The following is a 24,451-nucleotide window of genomic DNA, read 5'->3' on the forward strand; positions in this document are numbered from 1 at the left end:
TTCCCTGTTAGCACCGCTGAAAAAAGGAGCAAGATCATCTGCTCCCGAACGCTCCGCGGCGTGCGGCGGCGGCGGTCCCTCCGGCGGGCTTGCGCGCCCTGCATATGGACAGAGCGCCCCACAGCCCCTATGTGCACCCATCATGGCCCAGCAGAAGTCCGACCCCAACTACAAGATCATCGCCGAGAACCGGCGCGCGCGCTTCGATTATGCGATCGAGGACGATATCGAATGCGGTATTGTGCTGACCGGCTCCGAGGTGAAGAGCCTGCGCGAGAACAGCTCCAACATCGCCGAGAGCTACGCGGCGGTGGAGGACGGCGAGCTGTGGCTGGTGAACTCCTATATCGCCCCCTACACCCGCGCCATGTTCCCGCACGAGGAGCGCCGCCGCCGCAAGCTGCTGGTCTCCAAGAAGCAGCTCTCGCGCCTGTGGAACGAGACCCAGCGCAAGGGCATGACAATCGTGCCGCTGGTGATGTACTTCAACCACAAGGGCGCGGTGAAGCTGAAGATCGGCATCGCCAAGGGCAAGCAGAACCACGACAAGCGCGAGACCGAGGCGAAGCGCGACTGGAACCGCCAGAAGCAGCGGCTGCTCAAGGAACGCGGCTGATCCTGCGACCGAATCTCCGCGCGCGGGCCCGGCGCCGCGCCATCGCACCCTTGCGAGTCTGCAGCCGGCACCTTAGAGACGAGGCGATGCTGACTGCCCCGGGGAGAGGTGATGGCAAGTGACGACCCCAAGACGCTCGTGTCGACCGACTGGCTGGCGCGCCACCTGAAGGATCCGGACCTGCGTCTGCTCGACGCGAGCTGGTACATGCCCGGCTCGGGACGCGATCCCAAGGCCGAGTACGAGGCCGCGCACATTCCGGGCGCGCGCTTCTTCGACATCGACGAGATCTCCGACCTGCGCTCGGAACTGCCGCACATGGTGCCCCCCGTGGACAAGTTCATGTCCCGCATGCGCGCGCTCGGAGTCGGCGACGGCCATCAGATCGTTGTCTACGACGGCACCGGCCTCTTCTCTGCCGCCCGCGTCTGGTGGCTGTTCAAGCTGATGGGACATGACGACATCGCCGTGCTCGACGGCGGCCTGCCGAAATGGCAGTCCGAGGGGCGCGAGGTCGAGGATCTGCCCCCCGTCATCCGCGACCGCCACATGATGGTGCGCCGCCAGAACCACCTGGTGAAGGACGTCACGCAGGTCTCTGCCGCCGCCAAGCTGCGCGACCACGAGATCCTCGATGCCCGCGCGCCTGCCCGCTTCCGCGGCGAGGTGCCCGAGCCGCGCCCGGGCCTGCGCTCGGGGCATATACCCGGCTCCAAGAACGTGCCCTTCGGCACGCTGCTCAACCCCGACCAGACGATGAAATCGCCCGAGGCGCTGCGCGCCGCCTTCGAGAGCGCCGGCGTCGATCTAAGCAAGCCGGCGATCACCAGCTGCGGCTCGGGGGTCACCGCCGCCATCCTGAGCCTTGCCCTGACACGCCTCGGCAAGACAGACCACGCCCTTTATGACGGGTCCTGGACCGAGTGGGGGCAATTCCCCACGCTGCCCGTCGCCACCGGAGAGGACTGATGTTCGAAACTCTGAAAGAGCAACCCGCCGACAAGATCCTGATGCTGATGCAGGCCTTCAAGGAAGACCCGCGCACGCAAAAGGTCGACCTCGGGGTCGGCGTCTACAAGGACGCCAGCGGCAACACGCCGGTCATGCGCGCCATCAAGGCGGCGGAAAAGCAGCTCTGGGAGAGTGAGACCACCAAGGCCTACACCGGCCTCGCCGGCGACCCGGCCTTTGCCGAGGCGCTGTCGACGCTGGTGCTGGGCGACGCTGTCCCGCGCGAGAACATTGCCGCCGCCGCGACTCCGGGCGGCACCGGCGCCGTGCGCCAGGCCTTTGACATGATCAAGATGGCCAACCCCAAGGCGCGCGTCTTCGTCTCGGACCCGACCTGGCCGAACCACTTGTCGATCCTCAAGCACATGGGCCTGCAGATCGTCCCTTACCGCTATTTCGACGCCGAGACACGCGGCGTGGACTTCATCGGCATGATCGCCGATCTGCAGCAGGTGCTGCCGGGCGACGTGGTGCTGCTGCACGGCTGCTGCCACAACCCCACCGGCGCCAACCTGAACATCTCGCAGTGGAAGGCCGTGACCCAGCTGCTGCTGGAAAAGCAGGGCACGCCGATGATCGACATCGCCTACCAGGGCTTCGGCGACGGTCTCGAGGAAGACGCCGCCGGCGTGCGCCTCGTTGCCTCCTCGGTGCCCGAGTGCCTGATCGCGGCCTCCTGCTCGAAAAACTTCGGCATCTACCGCGAGCGTACCGGCCTGCTGATGGCCGTCAGCCAGGATGCCTCGGCGAAGAAGCTGAACCAGGGCACGCTGAATTACCTCAACCGGCAGAACTACTCCTTCCCGCCCGACCACGGCGCGCGGCTGGTGACCATGGTTCTGACCGATCCCGAGCTGCGCGCCGACTGGGCCGCCGAGCTCGAGGAGGTGCGCCTGTCGATGCTGGGGCTGCGCGAGCAGCTTGCTTCCGAGCTGCAGCGCCTGTCGGGCTCTGATCGTTTTGGCTTCATCGCCCAGCACCGCGGCATGTTCTCGCGTCTTGGCGCGACGCCTGAGCAGGTCGAGACCATGCGCCGCGACCACGGCATCTACATGGTCGGTGACTCGCGCCTGAACATCGCGGGCCTCAACAAGACCACCGTGCCGATCCTCGCCGAGGCGATCATCAAGGCCGGCTGCTGAGCCCCGGACGCCGATGCAAACGGCATGAGCTTCGAGCGCGGGCCTTCGGGCCCGCGTTCCGCGTTTCAGCCATGCGCCGCGAGGCTGTCCTGCGGCGCCTCGGCCCGGTCCTCCATGCCGTAGTCGCGCAGCACCTGGCAGACCCGCAGCCGATAGCCCGCGAAGATGCCCTCGCGCCCGGCCTTCTGTGCGCCGCGATGCGCGGCAAGGGTCCGCCAGCGCTGCACCGCCGCCTCGTCTTCGAAGAAGCTGAGCGAGAGCAGCTTGTCGGGGTTGGTGAGGCTCTGGAAGCGCTCGACCGAGATGAACCCTTCGACTTCCTCGACCATGGGACGCATGGCGGCGGCGATGTCGAGGTATTGCTCCTTGCGCCCTTTCTCGGGGATGACCTCGAAGATGATTGCGATCATGACTGTCTCCTCTTTGTCGGCCAGCTTTCCGGCCCAGAGGCGCGGTTTGCAAGCCGGTAGCGGGGCGTGCCTTCCGCGCGATGCCCGGTTTGGCAGGGGGGACTTGCGTATTTGGAAAGAGAAGAAGGTGCAGGGCGCGGCGCCGAGGCAGGGCGGCGGCGGCCTGCCGGGGGTCGCGCCCGGGGGTTGATCTCTGCGGCGCGCGCATGGCAAAGCGCGGGCTTTCGCGGCCGGGCGGTTCCCGGACAGCACGATCCGCTTGCCGCGCGGGGGTTTGACACGTATCCGCAAGGCTGGCCCGCTTGCCCAAGTGCGGGGGCCATGCGACCCTTCCCGCCGGAGGACCCCAGTGATGACCGAGACGATGAGCCGATCCGAAACCAGCCTTGTGCCGCAGCTCCACGAGCCGCGCAATCCGGGCATGCCGCTCGACATGGACCGGGTGATGCGCGCAACCGCCAACCGTTCGGCGATCGAGCGCCGCGCCGCGACCCTGCCCGGGCGGCGCTCGGTGAAGAAGGACTACCAGGCGGCCTGGCTCGCACGGGCAATTTCCTGCATCGATTTGACCACGCTTGCGGGCGACGACACGCCGGGACGCGTGGCGCGGCTCTGCGCCAAGGCACGACAGCCGGTGCGGGCGGATCTCCTCGACGCGCTGGGGCTCGAGGGGCTGACCGTGGGTGCGGTCTGCGTCTACCACGACATGATCGCCCCTGCCGTCGAGGCGCTCGAGGGCAGCGGCATTCCGGTGGCGGCGGTCTCGACGGGTTTCCCGGCGGGGCTCTCACCCTTCCCTCTGCGCGTCGCCGAGATCACCGAGAGCGTCAAGGCCGGTGCCAGGGAGATCGACATCGTCATCTCGCGCCGCCACGTGCTGACCGGTGACTGGCAGGCGCTATACGACGAGATGCGCGCGTTCCGCGAGGCCTGCGGCGAGGCGCACGTGAAGGCGATCCTCGCCACCGGCGAGCTTGGCACGCTGCAGAACGTGGCGCGGGCGTCGATGGTTTGCATGATGGCGGGCGCCGATTTCATCAAGACCTCGACCGGCAAGGAAAGCGTCAACGCCACGCTGCCGGTCAGCCTCGTGATGATGCGCGCCATCCGCGAGTACCACGAGGAAACCGGCTGTCGCGTCGGTTACAAACCGGCGGGCGGCATCTCCAAGGCCAAGGACGCGGTGACCTACCTGGCGCTGGTCAAGGAAGAGCTCGGCGACCGCTGGTTGCGGCCGGACCTCTATCGCTTCGGCGCCTCCTCGCTGCTGGGCGACATCGAGCGGCAGCTCGAACATCACGTGACCGGGGCCTATTCGGCCTCCTGGCGCCACGCCACGAGCTGATGGCGCATCTGCGGAACTGGAGACGACGGACATGAGCGTGAAAGAGATCTTCGAGAGCATGGATTATGGACCCGCGCCCGAGAGCGCCGCGGATGCGCTGAGCTGGATCGTGGATCAGGGCTCGCGCTTCGGTTGCTACGTCGATGGCAGCTTCACCAAGCCGGGCAAAACCTTCGAAAGCCGCAACCCCGCCACCGGCGAGGTGCTGGCTGAGGTGACGCAGGCGACGCAGGGCGATGTCGACGCGGCGGTCAAGGCCGCGCGCGCGGCGCAGCCGGGCTGGGCCAAGCTGGGCGGCAAGGGCCGGGCGCGCTTCCTCTACGCGCTGGCGCGGCTGGTGCAGAAGCATTCGCGGCTGCTGGCGGTGCTGGAAACGCTCGATAACGGCAAGCCGATCCGCGAGAGCCGCGACATCGACATCCCCCTCGTGGCGCGGCACTTCCACTATCACGCCGGCTGCGCGCAGCTGATGGACGCCGAGTTGCCGGGGCAGGAGCCGCTGGGGGTCTGCGGCCAGATCGTGCCGTGGAACTTCCCGCTGCTGATGCTCGCCTGGAAGATTGCCCCGGCGCTGGCCATGGGCAACACCGTGGTGCTGAAGCCCGCCGAATGGACCTCGCTGAGCGCGCTGTGCTTTGCAGACCTCTGCCAGCAGGCGGGTCTCCCCAAGGGCGTGGTCAACATCGTCACCGGCGACGGCGCCGTGGGCGAGATGATCGTGGGCGCAGAGGTCGACAAGATCGCCTTCACCGGCTCGACCGAGGTGGGCCGCAAGATCCGCGCCGCCACCGCCGGCAGCGGCAAATCCCTGACGCTGGAGCTGGGCGGCAAGTCGGCCTATGTGGTGTTCGAGGATGCCGATCTCGACAGCGCGGTCGAGGGGCTGGTGGATGCGATCTGGTTCAACCAGGGGCAGGTCTGCTGCGCCGGCTCGCGCCTTCTGGTGCAGGAGGGCATCGCCGAGCGCTTCCACGACAAGCTCAAGGCGCGGATGGACAAGCTGCGCCTGGGCGATCCGCTCGACAAGTGCATCGATATCGGGGCCATCGTCGATCCCGAGCAGAAGGCGCGGATCGAGGCGCTGATGCAGAAGGCCGAGGGCGAAGGCGAGGTCTACACCGGCTGCGCCGCGCCCGAAGGCTGCTTTATCGCCCCGACGTTGGTCACCGGCCTCTCCCCCGCCTCGCTGCTGATGCAGGAAGAGATTTTCGGCCCGGTGCTTGTCTCGACCACCTTCCGCACGCCGTCGGAGGCGGTGCAGATCGCCAACAACACGCGCTACGGGCTGGCCGCCTCGGTCTGGTCCGAGAACATCAACACCGCGCTTGATATTGCGCCGAAGCTCGAAGCCGGGGTGGTCTGGGTCAACGGCAGCAACATGTTTGATGCGGCGGCGCCCTTTGGCGGGCTGCGCGAGAGCGGTTTTGGCCGGGAAGGCGGCTGGGAGGGCCTCGCGGCCTATACCCGCCCCGCCGGCAAGGCCGCGTCGCTCAAGAAGGTCGAGGCCTTCGCTGGCGAGAAGGCCGAGCCGCAGGACGTCGATCGTACCGCCAAGCTCTACATCGGCGGCAAGCAGGCGCGGCCCGACAGCGGCTACGCGCAGAACATCTACGACCGCAAGGGCCGACTGCTGGGGCAGGCGCCGATCTCGTCGCGCAAGGACATCCGCAACGCCGTCGAAGCGGCGCGGGGCGCGTCGGGCTGGTCCTCGGCCACGGCCCACAACCGCGCGCAGGTGATCTACTTCATCGCCGAGAACCTGCAGGCGCGGGCGGGGGAGTTCGCGGCGCGGATCGATTCCATGACCGGCGGCAACGGGGGCGCGGCAGAGGTCGAGGCCTCGGTCGACCGGCTCTTCACCTACGCGGCCTGGGCGGACAAGTACGAGGGCGCGGTGAAACCCGTGCCGCTGCGCGGCACCGCGCTGTCGCTGCGCCGACCCACCGGCGTGATCGGTGCCTTCTGCCCCGACGAGGCGCCGCTGCTGGGTCTCGTCTCGGTCATGGCGCCGGCCATCGCCATGGGCAACCGCGTGGTGCTGGTCGCCTCCGAGCCCTTCCCGCTGGCGGCGACGGACTTTTACCAGGTGCTCGACACCTCGGATCTGCCGGGCGGGGTGGTCAACATCCTCACCGGCCCGCACGAGGAGCTTGCGCCGACGCTTGCCAGCCACATGGACGTCGAGGCGGTGTGGACCTTTTCGTCGTCGGACCTGTCGAAGACCCTCGAGGCGGGCGCCGCGGGCAACCTCAAACGCAGTTGGGTGAACGACGGCAAGGCCCGCGATTGGGCCTCGGCAGCGGGGGAGGGCGAGAGCTTCCTCGAAGCGGCGACCGAGGTTCAGACCGTGTGGATCCCCTGGGGCGCCTGAGCGCCGCCCCGTCCCGGAGCCCGAGTCGCGTGTGGGGCGCCTTGTCGCGCCCCACCGTTTTAGGCGTTGAATCAGCCTGCTGTCCCGGATAAGGGGCGATCTTTCGCCGCAACGTTGAGAAAAGCCCTCTCCGATGCTATCTTATAAGGGCCCGGCGCCGGGGTCACATTCGGCGCGTGCCATGAAGGAGGACAATGTCCTGTCACTTACTGCCGATGCGGCCGGTGCCGCTGTTGCGGGGATGCCCATGAGCGGGCTGCCCCACACCGAGGTCACGAGCGAGCTCATTCTTGCCGCCGTCCTCAAGTCTCTCGACGACAACAAGGCGGAAGAGACCGTGCAGATTGACCTGCGCGGCAAGACCTCCGTCTGCGACCATATGGTGATCTGCTCGGGACGTTCGTCGCGACAGGTGGCCGCAATCGCGCAGAAGCTCGCCGAGGATCTGAAACATGAGCTGGGCGTCCTGTGCAAGACCGAGGGCGAAGAGACCGGCGACTGGGTGCTGATCGACGCGGGCGACGTGATCGTCCACGTGTTCCGCCCCGAGGTTCGCGAGTTCTACCAGCTCGAGAAGATGTGGATGCCGCTGGGCAAGGTGGCCCAGAGCGCGACCTGACCGGGAGCGCTTATGCGTGTGCAACTCTGCGTCGTGGGCCGGCTTCGGTCTGGCCCCGAGCGCGATCTGATTGACGATTACCTCAAGCGTTTCGACCGCACCGGGCGGGCGCTTGGCCTGGGGCCGGTGACGGTCACCGAGGTCGAGGACCGTAAGGGCGGCGGCATGGCCGCCGAGGCGGCACTGCTGCGCAAGGCGATTCCCTCGGGAGCCCGGCTCTGCATCCTCGATGAGCGCGGCAAGCTGATGAGTTCGCCGGACTTCGCGCAACGGCTCGGCGAAATTCGCGACGGCGGCACGGGCGATCTGGCCTTCGTCATCGGCGGGGCGGATGGACTCGATCCCTCGCTGCGGGCCGAGGCCGACATGGCGCTGAGCTTCGGCCAGATGGTCTGGCCGCACATGCTGGTCAGGGTCATGCTGTCCGAACAGCTCTACCGCGCAGCGTCCATTTTGGCAGGCAGCCCTTACCACCGCGTATGACTTTGTACCGACGTCGATGTCGGCAGGTTCCCGCCTATAGGGCGACTCGCTCACGGCGAGAATCCGCGCGAACGCAAACCCCGCGTTGCAAACACCGAAATCCCTGATTTAGCTGCACTTATCGCACCGTCGCGCAGCTGTGAAGACGAGCGAGGTTGACTGCCCTTTCTACTGTCCCTGCCGGCTCCCCCGCCGGTCCCGGGTAGATCAACGGCCCCGGAGTTTCCCCGAACTCTGGGGCCTCCCCATGTCTGGGGGCGTATTGGGGCTCTGCTCCGGGATCAGCTGTAGGCGATGACCAGCAGCACCGCGCCGAGGATCACCCTGTAGATCACGTAAGGCGTGAAGCTCACCGAGCGCAGCAATCGCATCATGAGCGTCAGGGCCAGCAGCGCCGAGACAAAGGCGAAGCCAGCCGCGATGGCGCCGTCCTTGGCGGCCTGCGCATCGGCCGTGCCAATTACCTCGGCGCCAAGCAGCACACCCGAGGCAAAGATCGTCGGGATCGACATGAGCATCGAGATCTTCGCCGCGTCATGGCGCTTGTAGCCGAGCTGGCGCGCGCCGGTGATGGTGATGCCCGACCGCGAGGTGCCCGGAATCAGCGCCACCGCCTGCCAAAGGCCGAGCTTGACTGCGTCCTTCAGGTTCCAGTCCGCTTCGGTCTTCACCTCAGGGCCCTTCTGGTCGGCCCACCAGAGCACGATCCCGAAGATCAGCATCGTCCAGCCAATCACCGCGATCGAGCGCAGCATGTCCGACAGGCCGGTGATGTTGAGGATCAGCCCGACGAGGATCACCGGCACCGTGGCAACGGCGAGCAGGAAGGCGAGCTTGGAGCCGGGCGTATCGATCTTGCCGGTCAGCATGCGCGGGATGCCCGCGAGCCCCTCGCGCACGTCCGACCAGAAATAGAGCACCACCGCAAAGAGCGTACCGACGTGCACCGCGACGTCGATCACCTGCCCCTGGTCTTCCATGCCGGTCAGCCCGGGGAGGAGAATCAGGTGACCGGAGGAGGAAATCGGGAGAAACTCGGTGATGCCCTGGATGAGCGCGAGAATAATCAGTTGAGACAGGGGCATGGACGCAGGTCTCCGCTTGGATAGCCACTTTTGCTATAGATTCTTGGATTTCAGGGGGAAAGGGGCAATTTGGTCCGTTTTCGGACCTATTTTTTGACGTAAATGGTGGGGGTCAGGCTTGAGGGAGCAAAATTTTATCATTATAGGTCAGCATGTATGACTTTTATTCCGTTTCGACTTTAAGTAAGGAAGCCCGACCGATTGATTTGCTTGGAGACAAGGCATCATGGCAAAGCAACCCATGCTGAAATTCGTGAAGATCGAGCGCGACATGCCCGAGAAGCGGGAGGCGAGTGTCCGCAGCCACGACTTCGACGAAATTTACGCTGAGTTCGCAAAGGCCAAGGCCGAAGAGCAGGCAAGCCGCTGCAGCCAATGCGGTGTGCCCTACTGCCAGTCCCATTGCCCGCTGCACAACAACATCCCTGACTGGCTGAACCTCACCGCGACCGGCCGTCTGGAAGAAGCCTACGAGATCAGCCAGGCCACCAACACCTTCCCGGAAATCTGCGGCCGCATCTGCCCGCAGGACCGTCTGTGCGAAGGCAACTGCGTGATCGAACAATCCGGTCACGGAACCGTGACCATTGGCTCTGTCGAAAAATACATCACCGACACCGCCTGGGAGCAGGGCTGGGTGAAGCCCGCCGCACCCGCGGTCGAGCGCGCCGAGAGCGTCGGTATCATCGGTGCGGGCCCGGGCGGGCTTGCGGCCGCCGACATGCTGCGCCGCGCAGGTGTGCAGGTCATCGTCTATGACCGCTACGATCGCGGCGGCGGCCTTCTGACCTATGGCATTCCGGGCTTCAAGCTCGAGAAGGACGTGGTCATGCGCCGCATCAAGCAGCTCGAGGACGGCGGCGTGCGTTTCGTCTTCAACTGCAATGTTGGGCAGGACATGAGCTTCGACGAGATCCGCGACCAGCATGACGCGGTGATCATCGCCACCGGCGTCTACAAGTCGCGCGACCTGCGTGGTCCGGGCGCTGGCGCCAAGGGCATCGTCAAGGCGATCGACTATCTCACCGCCTCGAACCGCACCGCCAACTTCGGCGACACCGTGCCCGAGTTCGAAAGCGGCGAGCTGAACGCCAAGGGCAAGAAGGTCGTGGTCATCGGCGGTGGTGACACCGCCATGGACTGCCTGCGCACCGCGATCCGTCAGGGCGCCGAGAGCGTGAAATGCCTCTACCGCCGCGACCGTGCCAACATGCCGGGAAGCCAGCGCGAGACCGCCAACGCCGAGGAAGAAGGCGTGCAGTTCGAGTGGCTGACCGCACCGAAGGGTTTCAAGGGCGACGAGGCCGTCGAGGCGGTGATGGTCCAGAAAATGCGCCTCGGCCTGCCCGACGCCACCGGCCGCCAGTCGCCCGAGGTGATCGAAGGCGCCGACTACGAAGAGCCCGCCGACCTGGTGATCAAGGCGCTCGGCTTCGAGGCCGAGGACCTGCAGACCCTCTGGGGCGCGCCAGAGCTGGAAGTCACCCGCTGGGGCACCGTGAAGGCCGAGTTCACCTCGGGCCGGACCGGGCTGCCGGGCGTCTATGCCGTGGGCGATATCGTGCGCGGTGCCAGCCTCGTGGTCTGGGCGATCCGTGACGGCCGCGACTGTGCCGAGCACGTGCTCAAGGACTTCGAAAAGCTCGCCGCGATCGCCGCCGAGTAAGGCCCACCTCCCCAGCACATCCCATGCACATGGGGCGTGCATCCCTTGAACCTCACGCCCGAACAGAGGTCAGCGCCGCTGACCCTTGCCGAAAAAGGAGCGGTGCATGACGCAGAAGACCGGACAATGCCTTTGCGGCGCGGTGCGCTTCACCGTGACCGAGTGCGGCAATTTCGGCGTCTGCCACTGTGAGCAGTGCCGCCGCTGGGCCGGATCGGCGCTCTTTGCAGTGAACGTGCCCGAGACGGCGATTGAGATCGAAGGCGCCGAGGCGATCCGCAGCTTCCGCAGCTCGAGCTGGGCCTCGCGGCATTTCTGCGGCACCTGCGGCTCGGTGCTCTGGTACCGCTATGACAAGGGTGAGGACGGGGCAGGGGAGTACGAGGTCTGCCTCGGGCTGCTCGACGATGGCAACGGCTTCGAGATGAAGAGCGAGATCTTCGCCGACGAAAAGCCCGACAGCTGGGGCCTCACCGGGGCCCATCCGAAATACACCCGCGCCGAGACGCTGAAGAAATTCGGGGCGGACGTCAGCGGCGCCTGAGCCGCAAGACAGATTTCCGGCGCGATGAGGCGCCATCTCATTCGGCGCGACCTGCGCCAGCCACGTATCCCGGCCGTGCAAGCGGCCTTCCATGGAGGTGCTAAGCCATGACCACTTTCGACGCCAACTGGGTTGCCGCAGAGGAAGCCAAGCGCAAGTGGATGGAGGAGAACGGCCTGTTCCGCGAAGAGCATGAACACTCTTCCTGCGGCGTCGGCCTTGTGGTCTCCATCGACGGGAAACCGTCGCGCAAGGTTGTCGAGGCGGGCATCACCGCGCTGAAGGCCATCTGGCACCGCGGCGCCGTGGACGCCGACGGCAAGACCGGCGACGGCGCGGGCATCCACGTGCAGATCCCCGTCAGCTTCTTCTACGACCAGATCGAGCGCACCGGCCACGCCCCGCGCAAGGACGAGCTGATGGCCGTCGGCCAGGTCTTCCTGCCGCGCACCGACTTTGCCGCGCAGGAAACCTGCCGGACCATCGTCGAAACCGAAGTGCTGCGCATGGGCCATTACATCTACGGCTGGCGCCACGTGCCGGTGAGCGTGGACTGCCTTGGCGAAAAGGCCAACGCCACCCGCCCCGAGATCGAGCAGATCCTCATTTCCAACGCCAAGGGCGTGGACGAGGAAACCTTCGAGCGCGAGCTCTACGTCATCCGCCGCCGCATCGAGAAGGCCGCGGCCGCCGCGGGCATCAACGGGCTCTACATCGCCTCGCTGTCGTGCCGGTCGATCATCTACAAGGGCATGATGCTGGCCGAGCAGGTCGCCGTCTTCTACCCCGACCTGCAGGACGAGCGCTTCGAATCCGCCTTCGCGATCTACCACCAGCGCTATTCCACCAACACCTTCCCGCAGTGGTGGCTGGCCCAGCCCTTCCGGATGCTCGCCCACAACGGTGAGATCAACACCATCAAGGGCAACACCAACTGGATGAAGTCGCACGAGATCCGCATGGCCTCGGCGACCTTCGGAGAGATGGCCGAGGACATCAAGCCGATCATCGCGACCGGGGCGTCGGACTCCGCCGCGCTCGATGCGGTGTTCGAGGTGCTGGTCCGCGCCGGGCGCAACGCGCCGATGGCCAAGACCATGCTGATCCCCGAGGCTTGGTCGAAGCAGGCGGTGGAACTGCCGCAGGCCTGGCTCGACATGTATTCCTACGTCAACTCGGTGATGGAGCCCTGGGACGGCCCGGCGGCGCTCGCAATGACCGACGGCCGCTGGGTCTGCGGCGGTCTCGACCGCAACGGCCTGCGCCCGATGCGCTACGTCGTCACCGGCGACGGTCTGCTGATCGCGGGCTCCGAGGCGGGCATGGTCCCGGTCGACGAGTCGACCGTGCGTGAAAAGGGCGCGCTTGGCCCGGGCCAGATGATCGCCGTCGACATGGAAGAGGGCAAACTCTACCGCGACACCGAGATCAAGGATCGCCTCGCCTCCTCCCAGCCTTTCGGCGAATGGGTGGGCAAGATCACCGAGCTCGACGAGAGCCTCGGCAAGGTCACCGAGAAGCCGCTGTTCTCGGGCGCCGAGCTGCGGAAGCGCCAGATCGCCGCGGGCTACAGCATCGAGGAACTCGAGCAGTCGCTCTCGGCCATGGCCGAGGACGGCAAGGAAATGCTCGCCTCGATGGGCGACGACACGCCCTCGGCGGTTCTGTCCAAGAAGTACCGCCCCCTGAGCCACTTCTTCCGCCAGAACTTCAGCCAGGTGACCAACCCGCCGATCGACAGCCTGCGCGAATTCCGCGTGATGTCGCTCAAGACCCGCTTCGGCAACCTCAAGAACGTGCTCGACGAGAGCTCGGCGCAGACCGAGATCCTCGTGCTCGACACGCCCTTCGTGGCCAACGCGCAGTTCGATGAGCTGACCCATCACTTCGCGCAGGGCCTGGTCGAGATCGACTGTACCTTCCCCGCCGATGCCGGCGAGGGCGCGCTGCGTGACGGGCTGGCCCGCATCCGGGCCGAGGCCGAGGATGCCGTGCGCTCGGGCGGCGGCCACATCGTGCTGACCGATCATCACCAGGGCGACGGCAAGGTCGCCATGCCGATGATCCTCGCCACCTCGGCCGTGCACAGCTGGCTGACCAAGAAGGGCCTGCGGACGTTCTGCTCGCTGGGTGTGCGCTCGGCGGAATGCATCGATCCGCATTACTTCGCGGTGCTCGTCGGCTGCGGCGCGACCATCGTGAACCCCTATCTGGCCGAGGACAGCATCGCAGACCGCATCTCGCGCGGCCTGATCGAAGGCACCCTGACCGAGGCCGTGGCACGCTACCGCGAAGCTATCGACCAGGGCCTGCTGAAGATCATGTCGAAGATGGGCATCTCGGTGATCTCTTCCTACCGCGGCGGTCTCAACTTCGAGGCCGTGGGCCTGTCGCGCGCCATGTGTGCCGAGTATTTCCCCGGCATGCTGTCGCGGATCTCGGGCATCGGGGTGCACGGAATCCAGCAGAAGGCCGAAGAGGTCCACGCGCTTGGCTTCAAGGGGGGCCGCGACGTGCTGCCCATCGGCGGCTTCTACAAGGCCCGCAAGTCCGGCGAGACCCACGCCTGGGGCGCGCAGAACATGCACCTGCTGCAGGCCGCCTGCAACAAGGCCAGCTACGAGCTGTGGAAGACCTATTCCAAGGCGATGCGGGCCAACCCGCCGATCCACCTGCGCGACCTGCTCGACATCAAGCCGATCGGCGAGGCGATCCCGCTCGAGGAGGTGGAATCCATCACCTCGATCCGCAAGCGCTTCGTGACGCCGGGCATGTCGCTGGGGGCGCTCTCGCCCGAGGCGCACAAGACGCTGAACGTCGCGATGAACCGCATCGGCGCCAAGTCCGACAGCGGTGAGGGCGGCGAGGATCCGGCACACTTCGTGCCCGAGCCGAACGGCGACAACCCCTCGGCGAAGGTCAAGCAGGTGGCCTCGGGCCGCTTCGGCGTTACCGCCGAGTATCTCAACCACTGCGAGGAACTCGAGATCAAGGTCGCGCAGGGCGCCAAGCCCGGCGAGGGCGGCCAGCTGCCCGGCATGAAGGTGACCAAGCTGATCGCCCGTCTGCGCCACTCGACCGAGGGCGTGACCCTGATCTCGCCGCCGCCGCACCACGACATCTACTCGATCGAGGACCTCGCGCAGCTGATCTACGACCTCAAGCAGATCAACCCGCGCTGCAAGGTGACGGTGAAGCTGGTGGCCTCTTCGGGCGTCGGCACCATCGCCGCGGGCGTTGCCAAGGCCAAGGCCGACATCATCCTGATCTCGGGCCACAATGGCGGCACCGGCGCCTCGCCGGCGACCTCGATCAAATACGCGGGTCTGCCGTGGGAGATGGGCCTGACCGAGGCGCATCAGGTGCTGGCGATGAACAAGCTGCGCGACCGCGTCACGCTGCGCACCGACGGCGGGCTGCGCACCGGGCGTGACATTGTCATGGCCGCGATGCTCGGCGCCGAGGAGTTCGGCATCGGCACCGCCGCGCTGATCGCCATGGGCTGCATCATGGTCCGCCAGTGCCAGTCGAACACCTGTCCGGTGGGCGTCTGCACCCAGGATCCCGAGCTGCGCGACAAGTTCACCGGCAACGCCGAGAAGGTGGTGAACCTGATCACCTTCTACGCCACCGAGGTGCGCGAGATCCTGGCCTCGATCGGGGCGCGTTCGCTCAACGAGGTGATCGGCCGCGCCGACCTCTTGAGCCAGGTCAGCCGGGGTGCCGAGCATCTCGATGACCTCGACCTCAACCCGCTGCTGATCCGTGTGGATGGGGCCGACGACATCGTCTACGACCGCAACAAGGGCCGCAACGAGGTGCTCGACACGCTCGACGCCGAAATCGTCCGCGACGGCAGCCGCTTCCTGCAGGACGGCGAGAAGATGCAGCTTTCCTACGCGGTGCAGAACACGCACCGCACCGTGGGCACGCGCACCTCGAGCCATATCGTCAGCAAGTTCGGCATGCGCAACGCGCTGCAGCCCGACCACCTGCACGTCAAGCTCACCGGCTCTGCCGGCCAGTCGCTGGGTGCCTTTGCGGCTCCGGGGCTCAAGCTGGAAGTGTCGGGCGATGCCAACGACTATGTCGGCAAGGGCCTGTCTGGCGGCACCATCGTGGTGCGCCCGCCGATGATGTCGCCGCTCACCGCGTCGAACAACACGATCATCGGCAACACCGTGCTCTACGGCGCCACCGACGGCTATCTCTTCGCCGCCGGCAAGGCGGGCGAGCGCTTCGCGGTCCGCAACTCGGGCGCAAAAGTGGTGGTCGAGGGCTGCGGCACCAACGGCTGCGAGTACATGACCGGCGGCACCGCCGTGATCCTCGGCCCGATCGGCGCCAACTTCGGCGCCGGCATGACCGGCGGCATGGCCTATCTCTATGATCCAGAGGGACTGTCCCCGGACCTGATGAACATGGAGAGCTTGGTGACCTGCCCCGTGACCGAAGCGCATTGGGAAGCCGACCTCAAGGCTCTCGTGGAGCGTCACGCGACCGAGACCGGCAGCCGCAAGGCGCTCGATATCCTGCAGAACTGGGAGCGCGAGAAGGCCAACTTCGTGCAGGTCTGCCCGACCGAGATGCTCAACAAGATCCCGCACCCGCTGGGGATCGAGAGCGATGTGGCGGTGCCGGCGGAATAAGCCCGCCCGCTCGTGGAAAGCCGAAGCGCCCGGACCCCAGGTCCGGGCGTTTTCCGTTCCGTCCCGACGCAGAGTGCTTTTCCGCGCGCGCGCGGACGTGTAGATCTGCGCCATGGCGCGAGCAGCAAAGACGACCAAAAGCAAATCGAAGACACCCGCAAAGGGATCTGGCAAGACCGCACGGCGCCCGAGGCCGCTGCGCTTTGTGCTGACGCGCGCCGTGCAGGCCGCGGTGGCGCTGGCGCTGCTGCTCGGCCTCGCGGTGTTCTCCTACCGCTTCGTGAACCCTCCCGGCAGCTTCTACATGTGGAGCGAGGGGCGGCGGCTCGGCAGCCCGGTGGACTACGACTGGGTCGATGCCGAGGATGTGGCCCCCGTCGCGCTGCGGGCGCTGGTGGCCGCCGAGGATGCCAATTTCTGCACCCACTGGGGCTTTGACATGCGGGCGATCCGCGCGGCCATCGCCGAGGGCGGCAACCGCGGCGCCTCGACGATCAGCCAGCAGGTGGTGAAGAATGCCTTCCTCTGGCAGGGCCGCAGCTGGCCGCGCAAGGCGCTCGAGGCAGCGCTCACCCCGCTGATGGAGGCGCTCTGGCCGAAGCGGCGCATCCTCGAGGTCTACATGAACATCGCCGAGTTCGACGAGGGCGTCTTCGGCCTCAAGGCCGCCTCGCAGCACTACTTCGGCGTCGCGCCGTCGCAGCTGAGCCCCACCCAGGCGGCCCGGCTCGCGGCGATCCTGCCCGACCCCAAGGACCGCTCGGCCTCGAAACCCTCGAACTTCGTCGAGCGCCGCGCCGCGCAAATCCGCGACGGGGCGGCGACGATCGCCCGCGACGGCCGCGCCCGCTGCTTCGAGTAGGCGGGGCAAGCGCCCCGGCCATCACCCGCCCGTGTTCCCATCCCCAGTTGAATCGCCGCCGGTTTCACGGCAAACAGGCGAAAGATTTCCCTCAGACCCGGAGCCGCTTTCTCGAATGGCAAAGCTTTACCACGTGCCGCTCTCGCCCTTTTGCCGCAAGGTTCGCCTGAGCCTCGCCGAAAAGAAGATCGAATGCGAGCTGGTCGAGGAACGCTACTGGGAGCAGGAGGCCGACTTCCTGCGCCGAAACCCGGCAGGCAAGGTCCCGGTGCTGCGCATCGACAACAAGACCCTGTCCGAAAGCGCCGCGATCTGCGAATGGCTCGAAGAGAAATACCCCGAGCCCTCGCTGCTGCCGCGCTCGCCTGACGCCCGCTACGAAGTGCGCCGGCTCGTTGCCTGGTTTGACGACAAGTTCCACCACGAGGTGACCTCGAAGCTGCTCTACGAGCGGGTGAACAAAAAGATCATGAAGGCCGGATTCCCCGACTCGAGCAACGTCAAGGCCGGGGCCAAGGCAATCAAGTACCACCTCGATTACATGGCCTGGCTGCTCGATCACCGGCGCTGGTTGGCGGGCGACGTGATGACCCTCGCGGATTTCGCCGCGGCGGCGCATCTGTCCTCGCTGGACTATATCTCGGACGTGGACTGGAACCGGTCGGCGGTGGTCAAGGACTGGTACGCCAAGATCAAGTCGCGCCCGGCCTTCCGCTCGATTCTCGCCGACCAGATTCCCGGATTCCCGCAGCCTGCGCATTACGCCGACCTCGATTTCTGAGGCGCGCGCGGGCACGCCCCCGCGCGCCAGCCGCCTCAGCCAGAGGGGCTCTCCAGGCTGGCCAGCACGGCGTCCGTGACCATCGGCACGCCGCTGCAGGCCGCGACCCAATCCAGCGCCATATCGTGTTTCTCGCGGCTGAAGTCGGCCAGCGCGTCCGCCACGAAAAAGGGCTCGATGTCGCGCTGAAAGGCCTCGGCGGCCGTGGCGAGGCAGCCAATATGGGCGTAGATCCCGGTGATGATCAGCTGATCGCGCCCGCGCGCCCGCATGAGCGGCGCGAGGTTCGAGCGCTGGAAGGCGCTGTAGCGATGCTTGACCAGCGCGATATCGCCCTCTGCCGGGGCGAGCATGGGGATGATCTCTTCGTGTTCGGGCGTCGCCGACATGCCCGGCCCCCAGAGCTCGGCCTGCAACCCGCGGTCGGGGCGGAACTGGTTGCCCTTCTGCGCAGTGTAAAAGACCGGCACGCCCGCGGTGCGGGCGGCGCTCAGCAGCCGCGCGATATTGGCGGCGGCGGCGGCGATGGGGCTGCCCTCGCGGCGGAAGGCATCCGCGCCAAAGGCGGCGCAGAAGTAGCGCTGCATGTCATGCACCAGCAGCGCGGCGCGCCCGGGCTCGAGCACAAAGGGGGCGCGCGACTTGGGCAGGTCGGCGGCAGCGGGCAGCGGGTAGTCGGGGATCTTCGGAAGGGCCATGGGAGCTTTCCTTGCGGGCTTTCTGTCGGGTCGTGCGGACTTGCGCCTTGCGGGCCTCACAGGCCCTCGGCGATGCCGAGCGCGCGGCGCATGGCAATGAACTTGGCGCGGGTCTCGGCGACCTCTTCAAGCGGATCCGAGGCGGCGACGATCCCGGCCCCGGCAAAGAGCCGCGCCTCGCACCCTTCGAGCATCGCACAGCGCAGGGTGACGTGCCATTCGCCGTTGTTGCTGCAGTCCACCCAGCCGAGCGTGCCGGCGTAGAAGTCGCGCGCGAAGGGTTCGGCCCCGGCAATCGCCTGCAGCGCCTCGGTCAGCGGAGCCCCCGCGACGGCAGGCGTCGGGTGCAGCGCCGCCAGCAGCTCGAGGCAGGGGGTCTCGGGATCGCGCAGCACCCCGTCGATGCGGGTGCCAAGGTGCCACATGCTGGCGGTGCGATCGAGCTGCGGCGCCTGCGGCACGCTGAGCTCGGCGCAATAGGGGGCAAGGATGTCGTGGATGTAGTCGACCACAACGCGGTGTTCGATATTGTCCTTTTCCGAGCCAAGCAGCGCCGCCTTGGCCCGCGCATCGTCGCGCGCATCGGCGCGGCGCCGCGCCGATCCGGCAAGCGGATGCGAGCGGATCGCCGCGCCGGTCTTGCGCAGCAGCAGCTCGGGTGTCGCGCCGACCAGCCAGCGCGCATCGCTGCGGGTGCCGGGGAGCGGCAGGCAATAGGCGGTCACATGCGGATCGGCACCGAGCCGCGCTGCCACGGCAAAGGGATCGAGCGCCCGGTCGGTGCGCAGATCGAGCGCTCGGGCCAGCACCGCCTTGCGGAGCGGATGTTCGGGGTCGCCCACCTGCGCCGCCACCGCGGCCACCGCCTCGGCGTAGCGTTCCTGCGATGGCAGGCGATCGAGGGCCAGCGGGCAGGCGTCTGCCTCGATCCGGGCGGGCGGCAGGGCGTCGGTGCAAGTTTCGGAGCGGAGCGCGTAGAGCCAGCCGGGCCGGTCGCGTTCGAAGGGGAAGGCACCGCAGAGGCGCCGGGTGAGCGCCCCGCCGCGCGCGGCAAGGGCGCAGAGCCTTTCGGAGATGGCCTCCTCGACAAAGCCGCTCTGCGCTCCGAGGCGCAGGGGCAGGCCAAGGCAGGCGCCGTCCGGCGCACCGATGGGGTACGAAATCGCAAGGTCGCTCAAGGAACAAATCCTGTTCTCGGAGCTGCCTGCCGGTTCGGTGGGTGCTGTGGGTGGAAAGGGCCGCGGGGCGGCGCGTTCCCCCGACCTACCGCGAGGGGCCGAGGGGTGTCAATTCACAAGTCTTGGCGGGGATTGCAGCGGCGGCCCTTGCCGCCCGTCCGCTCAGTTCAGCAGGCGCTCGAGCCGCCCGCGCTTGTTGGCGTCATTGCCCTGGCTGTGGAGGATGGCGCGGATCTTGCCGACCTCCTCGGGGCGGATCCGGCTCGGATCGACGCTTGGGGCGAGCGTCGTGACCTGCTGCACCTCGCCCTGCGTCAGCTCGACAGGGCGGCCAACGCTCATGGCATAGCGTTCGGTCTCGGGTTGGGTCGCAGATGTCGCGGCCCGGTCGTCGCCTCCGGGCGTACGGCTGCGGTTGACCATGGCCAGCCCGGCAACGACAAGCAGCGCGCCGATCACGAAGACAACTGCATAGCTTTTCATGGCGGGCTCCGACCCCTGGGTGTTCCTTGTTCCAACATAGGGCGTCACGCCGCGCGCACAAGGTGGCTCACCCCCGCGCGGCCCGGACCTTCCCTTCGGCCTTCACGTGGTCGACGAAGGCGCGCAGGGCCGGGGGCATCAGCCGCCGCTCGGTGAAATAGAGTGATGGGCCGGGGAAGGGCGGGGTCCAGTCCTCAAGGACCGCCACAAGCCGGCCGCTGCGGAGATCCTCGGCGAGGTAGTCGTCGAAGGCATAAACAATCCCGTGCCCGGCGCGGGCGGCCACCAGCGCGGCGGCAGAGCTGTTCACCGCGAGCCGCCCCTGTGGGGTGATGTCACGCGCCTGCCCATCCTTCTCGAAGGACCAGGGCAGGATGTTGCCGGTGCCGAAGACATGGGTGATGCAGGCGTGGCGGGCCAGCGCCTCGGGGTGTTCCGGGGGGCCGTGCCGGGCGAGGTACTCGGGCGCGGCGGCGACCAGCATGCGCTGGTCGGCCCCCACCCGCACCGCCACCATGTCCTGCGCCAACGCCTCGTCGTAGCGCAGCCCGGCGTCGAAACCGCGGGCCACCACGTCGACGAGATCCCCCTCGCTCACCGCCTCGATACGCACCCCGGGGTGGCGGGCGAGAAAGGAGGCGACCAGAGGCATCAGCCGCAGCTCGATCGCCGGGGCCGGGCCGTTGATGCGGATGCGCCCGGTGAGCGCGGCCTGCGCCCCGTTGCCGACGGCGGCGGCGGCTTCGCCCAGAACCGCCACGGCATCACCGGCGCGGGCGAGCAGGCGTTCGCCCTCCTCGGTGAGCGAGGTGCTGCGGGTGTTGCGGTTGAGCAGCCGCACCCCGAGCCGCGCCTCGAGCTCTCGGATCCGCTCGCTCAGCGTCGAGGGAGAGATCGCCAGCTCGGCTGCCGCGCGGCGGAAGTTGAGATGCCGCGCCAGGGTGACGAACTGCGCCAGGGAGTTGAGGTCGATCTGCTGCATTGTTCGGATATCCGAATGGTCTATGCGACTCTGTACGATTTATCGCACGAGGATCGCAATCTATCTCTGGCGCAGGAAGGGGCGGATGTGCCGCCCCACAGGGACAGGAGATGACCCCATGACCCGCAAGATTGCTCTCATCACCGGCGCAAGCCGCGGCCTGGGCCGTTCTGCCGCGCTGCACCTTGCGCGCGAGGGCGTCGAGGTGATCGGCACCTACAACAGCTCTGCAGAAGCCGCCGCAGAGACCCGGCGCGACATCGAAGCGCTCGGCGTGCGGGCAGCAATGCTGCCCTTCGATGCCGACGGCGGCGACATCGCGGGTTTCGCCGCCACTTTGGCAGAGGAGCTGACGCGCCATTTCGGCCGCGACACCGTGGATTACCTGGTCAACAACGCCGGTCTCGGCGTGCACGCCAGCATCCTCGGCACCGAGCCCGAGCAGCTCGACCTGCTCTACCGGGTGCACCTGCGCACGCCCTTCCTGCTCACCCGGGCGCTGTCCCCGCGGATTGCCGAAGGCGGCGCGGTGCTTTTCGTGTCGTCCGGGCTGGCGCGGTTCACCCTGCCGGGCTACGCGGCCTATGCGGCGATGAAGGGCGCGGTGGAGGTGCTGACCCGCTACGCCGCGCAGGAATTTGGACCGCGCGGCATTCGCGTCAACTGTCTTGCCCCGGGCGCCATCGCCACGGATTTCGGCGGAGGTGCGGTGCGCGACAACGCCGAGCTGAACGCGCGGGTGGCGGAGATGACGGCGCTTGGCCGGGTCGGCGCGCCGGAGGACATCGGCGCCGGGGTCGCGGCGCTGCTGGACGGTGGGCTTGGCTGGATGAGCGGGCAGCGGGTGGAACTGTCGGGAGGCCAGGGGCTCTAGGGGCTCTGATCGCGGCCCCCTGTCCCCGCGGGGACAGGGGGTGCACCGGTGCTGCAAAGGGATCGCTGAAAAGGGATCAATGACCCTTGGGCCGCACGGAGATACGCGGTTGATCCCAAGGGTGTGCAGGGGGAGGAAAATAACCACTCAGCTTGGTAACTGCCCTGTCTTTGGACTATCCGCCGCAGAGTTAATTTTCTGTAAACTTTTATGAAGATTTGCGCTGTCGTGGGGTCAGGTTTGGCCGGTCATATGGGCCTTTCGCGGGGATCCCGCAGGACGCGGGTTAACGAAAGCGGGGCGGCCATCATTGGCCGCCCCGCTTCGGATGCTGATTGTTCGGGGTCAGTCCGGCAAGGCGCCGCAGAAGCCACCCGAGGCCACGGCGCCCGAGCCGAAGGCTAGCAGGGCGGGGGCCTGGTAGGGGTTCGGCGGCGTGCTGGCCAGGTCGAAGGCCAGCAGCGCCGCAACGAAGGTGAGCGCGAGCGCGGCGGTGAGGCTGCGGGTCATGTCCGCGCCTCCAGCCCCAGCGCCGGGCGCAGCCGGATGCCGAGGAAGGCCCCGGCGAAGGCGGCGACGAACCAGACCCAGCCGTGCAGGCTGCCGGTGGAGATGCCCGAGAAGAACGCCCCGACGTTGCAGCCGAAGGCCAGCCGCGACGAATAGCCAAGCAGGAAACCCGCAACGATGGTCGCGACCCAGGCGCGCGCCGGATAGGAGGGCAGCTTGGCTGCCAGCGCGCCGCGGCGCCAGGCGGCGACGCCGAAAGCCCCGAGGATTAGGCCGATGTCCGTCAGCGAGGTGTAGTCCGTCAGCACGCTCGATTGCACGCGCTCCATCGAGCCGGGTGCCGCCCAGAACGCGGAGCCGGAGAGATCTCCGCCGAGTGCGGAGAACCCCTTGGCGGCCCAGAGCCCAAGCCCGTAGACCACCCCCCACGGCTGCCCCGCGATCAGCAGGTTGCCGATGGCGAGCGCCGCCAGCACGACGGCGGCAAGCGCATGGCGGCGGCTCAGCTTGACCGAGCCCGGCGCGGCGCGCCAGAGGAAGATCGCCGCGGCGAGGGCCAGCAGCACCAGCGTGACGCCAAGCCCCGGAACGCCTGAGAGCCTCAGGATGGGCAGGGCGCCGAGGTCGGTCCACCAAATCAGGTTCCAGGCCCCGGCGAAGCTGCCGAGCGCGAAGAAGGGCAGGGCCAGCAGGCTGACCGGGTTGCCGCTGCCGGCGTTGACCAAGGTGCCCGAGCCGCAGCCCAGCACGATTTGCATGCAGGCGCCGAAGACGAAGGCGCCGCCGACCATGGCAAAGCCGATGGGCGCCTGCGCGCCGACCAGTTCCCCCGCATGGCTCGACAGAAGTGGGATGGCGACCACAGCGACAAGCGCGATGGACAGCAGCTGCGCCAGCACGCCCGAGGGTTCGCGGCGCTGGATCATCGCCCGCCACGGCCCGGCGAAGCCGAAGCGCAGGCCCTCGAGCGCGATGCCGAAGCCGAGGCCGATGGCCAGCAGGAGCCCGTAGCGTGCGCCGGCAAACAGTGCGATGAGGGCCACGATGACGAGCGCGCCGAGGATCAACCCGGCGCGCTGCGGCATGGCCCCCGCGGGCGCGGCCGGTGCCGCGCCTTGGGTGGCGGATTGGTTCATCAGTTGCCCCCGGTGACCTGGTTCAGCAGGTTCCTGAACAGGCCCGGGGCGTTCTGCATCTCGCCGCCGGTCTGCGAGTATTCGACCATCGAGCCGGGGTAGAGCTTGACGTTCTCGATGCCCGCCATCTCGCTCAGCGCGAACCAGTTGGTCGCGGCCCAGTGGCCGGTGTTGCAGAACGAGACGATCTCTTTGCCCTCGGTGATGCCGAGCGAGGTCTTCAGCGCCTGCACGTCGGAGATCTGGCCGATGGCGGTGGCGCCGCTCTGGAAGAACTGGGTGTAGGCGTAGTTCTCGGCGCCGGGCAGGGTGCCGGGCTTGGCGGCTGCGCCATGGGCCTTCTTGCCTTCGAAGAAGGCGGCGGGGCGGGCGTCGAGCAGCAGCGCCTCGTGACCGCCATCGACCACGTCGGCGACCTCGGGGGTCTCGGCGGTCCAGGCGTTGTTCCAGGTGATGTCGAGCTCGGTGGGCTCGGGGGTCACCGCGTCCTTGCTGAGCGGCAGGCCGGTGTTGACCCAGGCCTGCGCGCCGCCGTTGAGGATCGACAGCTCGGTGAAGCCCGAACTCTTCAGGGTCCAGTAGACGCGGGCGGCGGCACCGAAATCGGTGTCGGTGTCGCCCTGCGAGACGATGACCACCTGCGCGTCGGGCGCGAGGCCGAGCTTTTCATAGGTGGTCTCGAGCTGGTCCACCGGCACCGTCGCGCCGGGGTTGTCCTCGGGGCCGCGGAACAGCCCGTAGGGGGCCGAGACGGCACCGGCGATGTGGCCGTCGGCATAGGCGTCGCCGCGGATGTCGAGGATCTGGGGCGCATCCGCCTCGGCGAGGGCGCGCTCAAGTTCGGAGGGGGTGACGAGCGGGGCGAGGTCGGCGGCAAGTGCGCCGGTTGCGGCAAGCCCGGAGATCGCGGCGGAAAGGGCGATCGCTTTGAAGGTCATGAGAGGGCCTCTTGGTAAGGGTGTTCGTTTTCCGGCCTTATTTCGGTCTGACGGGGCCGGGCGGCAAG

At 67.5% G+C, this 24,451-nt stretch carries 22 protein-coding genes; 13 read left to right on the plus strand and 9 right to left on the minus strand.

The window, feature by feature from the left end; genetic code table 11:
- Nucleotides 1-142: 142 nt before the first annotated feature.
- The 3 genes from smpB (at nt 143) to CEW88_RS14555 (ending at nt 2,769) form a co-directional block, all read left to right on the plus strand.
- Nucleotides 143-616, plus strand: a complete 474-nt coding sequence (smpB, locus tag CEW88_RS14545) for an SsrA-binding protein SmpB (RefSeq protein ID WP_095881780.1) — start codon at nt 143-145, stop codon at nt 614-616.
- A gap of 111 nt (nt 617-727) precedes the next feature.
- Nucleotides 728-1,585, plus strand: a complete 858-nt coding sequence (gene sseA / locus CEW88_RS14550; RefSeq protein ID WP_108968325.1) for a 3-mercaptopyruvate sulfurtransferase — start codon at nt 728-730, stop codon at nt 1,583-1,585.
- Nucleotides 1,585-2,769, plus strand: a complete 1,185-nt coding sequence (locus CEW88_RS14555; RefSeq protein WP_108968327.1) for an aromatic amino acid transaminase — start codon at nt 1,585-1,587, stop codon at nt 2,767-2,769. The genes sseA and CEW88_RS14555 overlap by 1 nt, the downstream gene beginning before the upstream one ends.
- Nucleotides 2,770-2,834: 65 nt before the next feature.
- On the opposite strand, the gene CEW88_RS14560 is transcribed toward CEW88_RS14555, so the two are convergent.
- Nucleotides 2,835-3,179 carry an antibiotic biosynthesis monooxygenase family protein gene (locus tag CEW88_RS14560; RefSeq protein WP_108968329.1) on the minus strand — a complete coding sequence of 115 codons (345 nt, stop codon included), beginning with the start codon at nt 3,177-3,179 and terminating at the stop codon, nt 2,835-2,837.
- A gap of 352 nt (nt 3,180-3,531) precedes the next feature.
- Here CEW88_RS14560 and deoC point away from each other — a divergent pair, with 352 nt between their 5' ends.
- From deoC to rlmH, 4 genes are all read left to right on the plus strand, one after another.
- Nucleotides 3,532-4,524: a deoxyribose-phosphate aldolase gene (gene deoC, locus CEW88_RS14570; protein ID WP_193989081.1), complete on the plus strand. Its 993-nt coding sequence runs from the start codon at nt 3,532-3,534 to the stop codon at nt 4,522-4,524.
- 31 nt (nt 4,525-4,555) lie between these two features.
- Nucleotides 4,556-6,895 carry an aldehyde dehydrogenase family protein gene (locus tag CEW88_RS14575; protein WP_108968333.1) on the plus strand — a complete coding sequence of 780 codons (2,340 nt, stop codon included), beginning with the start codon at nt 4,556-4,558 and terminating at the stop codon, nt 6,893-6,895.
- Between the two features lie 247 nt (nt 6,896-7,142).
- Nucleotides 7,143-7,514 (plus strand): ribosome silencing factor, encoded by a 372-nt coding sequence (gene rsfS / locus CEW88_RS14580; RefSeq protein ID WP_108968335.1) that lies wholly within the window; start codon nt 7,143-7,145, stop codon nt 7,512-7,514.
- Nucleotides 7,515-7,526: 12 nt separating this feature from the next.
- Nucleotides 7,527-7,997 (plus strand): 23S rRNA (pseudouridine(1915)-N(3))-methyltransferase RlmH, encoded by a 471-nt coding sequence (rlmH, locus tag CEW88_RS14585; RefSeq protein WP_108968337.1) that lies wholly within the window; start codon nt 7,527-7,529, stop codon nt 7,995-7,997.
- Between the two features lie 281 nt (nt 7,998-8,278).
- On the opposite strand, the gene CEW88_RS14590 is transcribed toward rlmH, so the two are convergent.
- Complete coding sequence (locus CEW88_RS14590) at nt 8,279-9,082, minus strand: undecaprenyl-diphosphate phosphatase (RefSeq protein ID WP_108968339.1); 804 nt, start codon at nt 9,080-9,082, stop codon at nt 8,279-8,281.
- Nucleotides 9,083-9,308: 226 nt separating this feature from the next.
- Between CEW88_RS14590 and CEW88_RS14595 the strand changes: the two genes are divergently transcribed.
- From CEW88_RS14595 to fzlA, 5 genes are all read left to right on the plus strand, one after another.
- Nucleotides 9,309-10,748 carry an NAD(P)-dependent oxidoreductase gene (locus tag CEW88_RS14595; protein WP_108968341.1) on the plus strand — a complete coding sequence of 480 codons (1,440 nt, stop codon included), beginning with the start codon at nt 9,309-9,311 and terminating at the stop codon, nt 10,746-10,748.
- A 106-nt stretch (nt 10,749-10,854) separates the two neighbouring features.
- The gene (locus tag CEW88_RS14600) at nt 10,855-11,292 is read left to right on the plus strand and encodes a GFA family protein (protein ID WP_108968343.1); all 438 of its coding nucleotides are present in this window, start codon (nt 10,855-10,857) and stop codon (nt 11,290-11,292) included.
- A gap of 107 nt (nt 11,293-11,399) precedes the next feature.
- Nucleotides 11,400-15,941: a glutamate synthase large subunit gene (gene gltB, locus CEW88_RS14605; protein ID WP_108968345.1), complete on the plus strand. Its 4,542-nt coding sequence runs from the start codon at nt 11,400-11,402 to the stop codon at nt 15,939-15,941.
- 112 nt (nt 15,942-16,053) lie between these two features.
- Nucleotides 16,054-16,803 (plus strand): monofunctional biosynthetic peptidoglycan transglycosylase, encoded by a 750-nt coding sequence (gene mtgA, locus CEW88_RS14610; RefSeq protein ID WP_108968346.1) that lies wholly within the window; start codon nt 16,054-16,056, stop codon nt 16,801-16,803.
- Nucleotides 16,804-16,918: 115 nt separating this feature from the next.
- Nucleotides 16,919-17,584, plus strand: coding sequence for an FtsZ-binding protein FzlA (gene fzlA / locus CEW88_RS14615; RefSeq protein ID WP_108968348.1), 666 nt, complete (start codon nt 16,919-16,921; stop codon nt 17,582-17,584).
- 35 nt (nt 17,585-17,619) lie between these two features.
- On the opposite strand, the gene CEW88_RS14620 is transcribed toward fzlA, so the two are convergent.
- The 4 genes from CEW88_RS14620 to CEW88_RS14635 form a co-directional block, all read right to left on the minus strand.
- Nucleotides 17,620-18,282, minus strand: coding sequence for an isochorismatase family protein (locus CEW88_RS14620; protein ID WP_108968350.1), 663 nt, complete (start codon nt 18,280-18,282; stop codon nt 17,620-17,622).
- A gap of 56 nt (nt 18,283-18,338) precedes the next feature.
- On the minus strand, nt 18,339-19,460 hold the full coding sequence (locus tag CEW88_RS14625; protein WP_159099618.1) for an isochorismate synthase: 1,122 nt from the start codon (nt 19,458-19,460) through the stop codon (nt 18,339-18,341).
- A gap of 162 nt (nt 19,461-19,622) precedes the next feature.
- Complete coding sequence (locus CEW88_RS14630) at nt 19,623-19,943, minus strand: hypothetical protein (RefSeq protein WP_108968354.1); 321 nt, start codon at nt 19,941-19,943, stop codon at nt 19,623-19,625.
- Nucleotides 19,944-20,010: 67 nt separating this feature from the next.
- Nucleotides 20,011-20,925: a LysR substrate-binding domain-containing protein gene (locus tag CEW88_RS14635; protein WP_108968356.1), complete on the minus strand. Its 915-nt coding sequence runs from the start codon at nt 20,923-20,925 to the stop codon at nt 20,011-20,013.
- Nucleotides 20,926-21,043: 118 nt separating this feature from the next.
- Between CEW88_RS14635 and CEW88_RS14640 the strand changes: the two genes are divergently transcribed.
- A complete protein-coding gene (locus CEW88_RS14640; protein WP_108968358.1) occupies nt 21,044-21,799 on the plus strand; it encodes an SDR family NAD(P)-dependent oxidoreductase in 756 nt (251 codons plus the stop codon).
- Nucleotides 21,800-22,144: 345 nt separating this feature from the next.
- Here CEW88_RS14640 and CEW88_RS24755 read toward each other — a convergent pair whose 3' ends face one another.
- From CEW88_RS24755 to CEW88_RS14650, 3 genes are read right to left on the minus strand one after another with little or no spacing between them, the layout of a single operon-like run.
- A complete protein-coding gene (locus tag CEW88_RS24755) occupies nt 22,145-22,309 on the minus strand; it encodes a hypothetical protein (protein ID WP_193989083.1) in 165 nt (54 codons plus the stop codon).
- Nucleotides 22,306-23,445: a YeeE/YedE family protein gene (locus CEW88_RS14645; RefSeq protein WP_108968360.1), complete on the minus strand. Its 1,140-nt coding sequence runs from the start codon at nt 23,443-23,445 to the stop codon at nt 22,306-22,308. The genes CEW88_RS24755 and CEW88_RS14645 overlap by 4 nt, the downstream gene beginning before the upstream one ends.
- Nucleotides 23,445-24,383 (minus strand): sulfurtransferase, encoded by a 939-nt coding sequence (locus CEW88_RS14650; RefSeq protein ID WP_108968362.1) that lies wholly within the window; start codon nt 24,381-24,383, stop codon nt 23,445-23,447. The genes CEW88_RS14645 and CEW88_RS14650 overlap by 1 nt, the downstream gene beginning before the upstream one ends.
- Nucleotides 24,384-24,451: the final 68 nt, after the last annotated feature.

The organism is Alloyangia pacifica (genome assembly GCF_003111685.1).
GTDB classification, from domain to species: domain Bacteria; phylum Pseudomonadota; class Alphaproteobacteria; order Rhodobacterales; family Rhodobacteraceae; genus Salipiger; species Salipiger pacificus_A.

Excerpts from the sequence above, each read along its gene's own strand:
- smpB (WP_095881780.1), top strand. The coding sequence starts at position 143 with ATGGCCCAGCAGAAGTCCGACCCCAACTACAAGATCATCGCCGAGAAC.
- sseA (WP_108968325.1), top strand. The coding sequence starts at position 728 with ATGGCAAGTGACGACCCCAAGACGCTCGTGTCGACCGACTGGCTGGCG.
- CEW88_RS14555 (WP_108968327.1), top strand. The coding sequence starts at position 1,585 with ATGTTCGAAACTCTGAAAGAGCAACCCGCCGACAAGATCCTGATGCTG.
- CEW88_RS14560 (WP_108968329.1), bottom strand. The coding sequence starts at position 3,179 with ATGATCGCAATCATCTTCGAGGTCATCCCCGAGAAAGGGCGCAAGGAG.
- deoC (WP_193989081.1), top strand. The coding sequence starts at position 3,532 with ATGACCGAGACGATGAGCCGATCCGAAACCAGCCTTGTGCCGCAGCTC.
- CEW88_RS14575 (WP_108968333.1), top strand. The coding sequence starts at position 4,556 with ATGAGCGTGAAAGAGATCTTCGAGAGCATGGATTATGGACCCGCGCCC.
- rsfS (WP_108968335.1), top strand. The coding sequence starts at position 7,143 with ATGAGCGGGCTGCCCCACACCGAGGTCACGAGCGAGCTCATTCTTGCC.
- rlmH (WP_108968337.1), top strand. The coding sequence starts at position 7,527 with ATGCGTGTGCAACTCTGCGTCGTGGGCCGGCTTCGGTCTGGCCCCGAG.
- CEW88_RS14590 (WP_108968339.1), bottom strand. The coding sequence starts at position 9,082 with ATGCCCCTGTCTCAACTGATTATTCTCGCGCTCATCCAGGGCATCACC.
- CEW88_RS14595 (WP_108968341.1), top strand. The coding sequence starts at position 9,309 with ATGGCAAAGCAACCCATGCTGAAATTCGTGAAGATCGAGCGCGACATG.
- CEW88_RS14600 (WP_108968343.1), top strand. The coding sequence starts at position 10,855 with ATGACGCAGAAGACCGGACAATGCCTTTGCGGCGCGGTGCGCTTCACC.
- gltB (WP_108968345.1), top strand. The coding sequence starts at position 11,400 with ATGACCACTTTCGACGCCAACTGGGTTGCCGCAGAGGAAGCCAAGCGC.
- mtgA (WP_108968346.1), top strand. The coding sequence starts at position 16,054 with ATGGCGCGAGCAGCAAAGACGACCAAAAGCAAATCGAAGACACCCGCA.
- fzlA (WP_108968348.1), top strand. The coding sequence starts at position 16,919 with ATGGCAAAGCTTTACCACGTGCCGCTCTCGCCCTTTTGCCGCAAGGTT.
- CEW88_RS14620 (WP_108968350.1), bottom strand. The coding sequence starts at position 18,282 with ATGGCCCTTCCGAAGATCCCCGACTACCCGCTGCCCGCTGCCGCCGAC.
- CEW88_RS14630 (WP_108968354.1), bottom strand. The coding sequence starts at position 19,943 with ATGAAAAGCTATGCAGTTGTCTTCGTGATCGGCGCGCTGCTTGTCGTT.
- CEW88_RS14635 (WP_108968356.1), bottom strand. The coding sequence starts at position 20,925 with ATGCAGCAGATCGACCTCAACTCCCTGGCGCAGTTCGTCACCCTGGCG.
- CEW88_RS14640 (WP_108968358.1), top strand. The coding sequence starts at position 21,044 with ATGACCCGCAAGATTGCTCTCATCACCGGCGCAAGCCGCGGCCTGGGC.
- CEW88_RS24755 (WP_193989083.1), bottom strand. The coding sequence starts at position 22,309 with ATGACCCGCAGCCTCACCGCCGCGCTCGCGCTCACCTTCGTTGCGGCG.
- CEW88_RS14645 (WP_108968360.1), bottom strand. The coding sequence starts at position 23,445 with ATGAACCAATCCGCCACCCAAGGCGCGGCACCGGCCGCGCCCGCGGGG.
- CEW88_RS14650 (WP_108968362.1), bottom strand. The coding sequence starts at position 24,383 with ATGACCTTCAAAGCGATCGCCCTTTCCGCCGCGATCTCCGGGCTTGCC.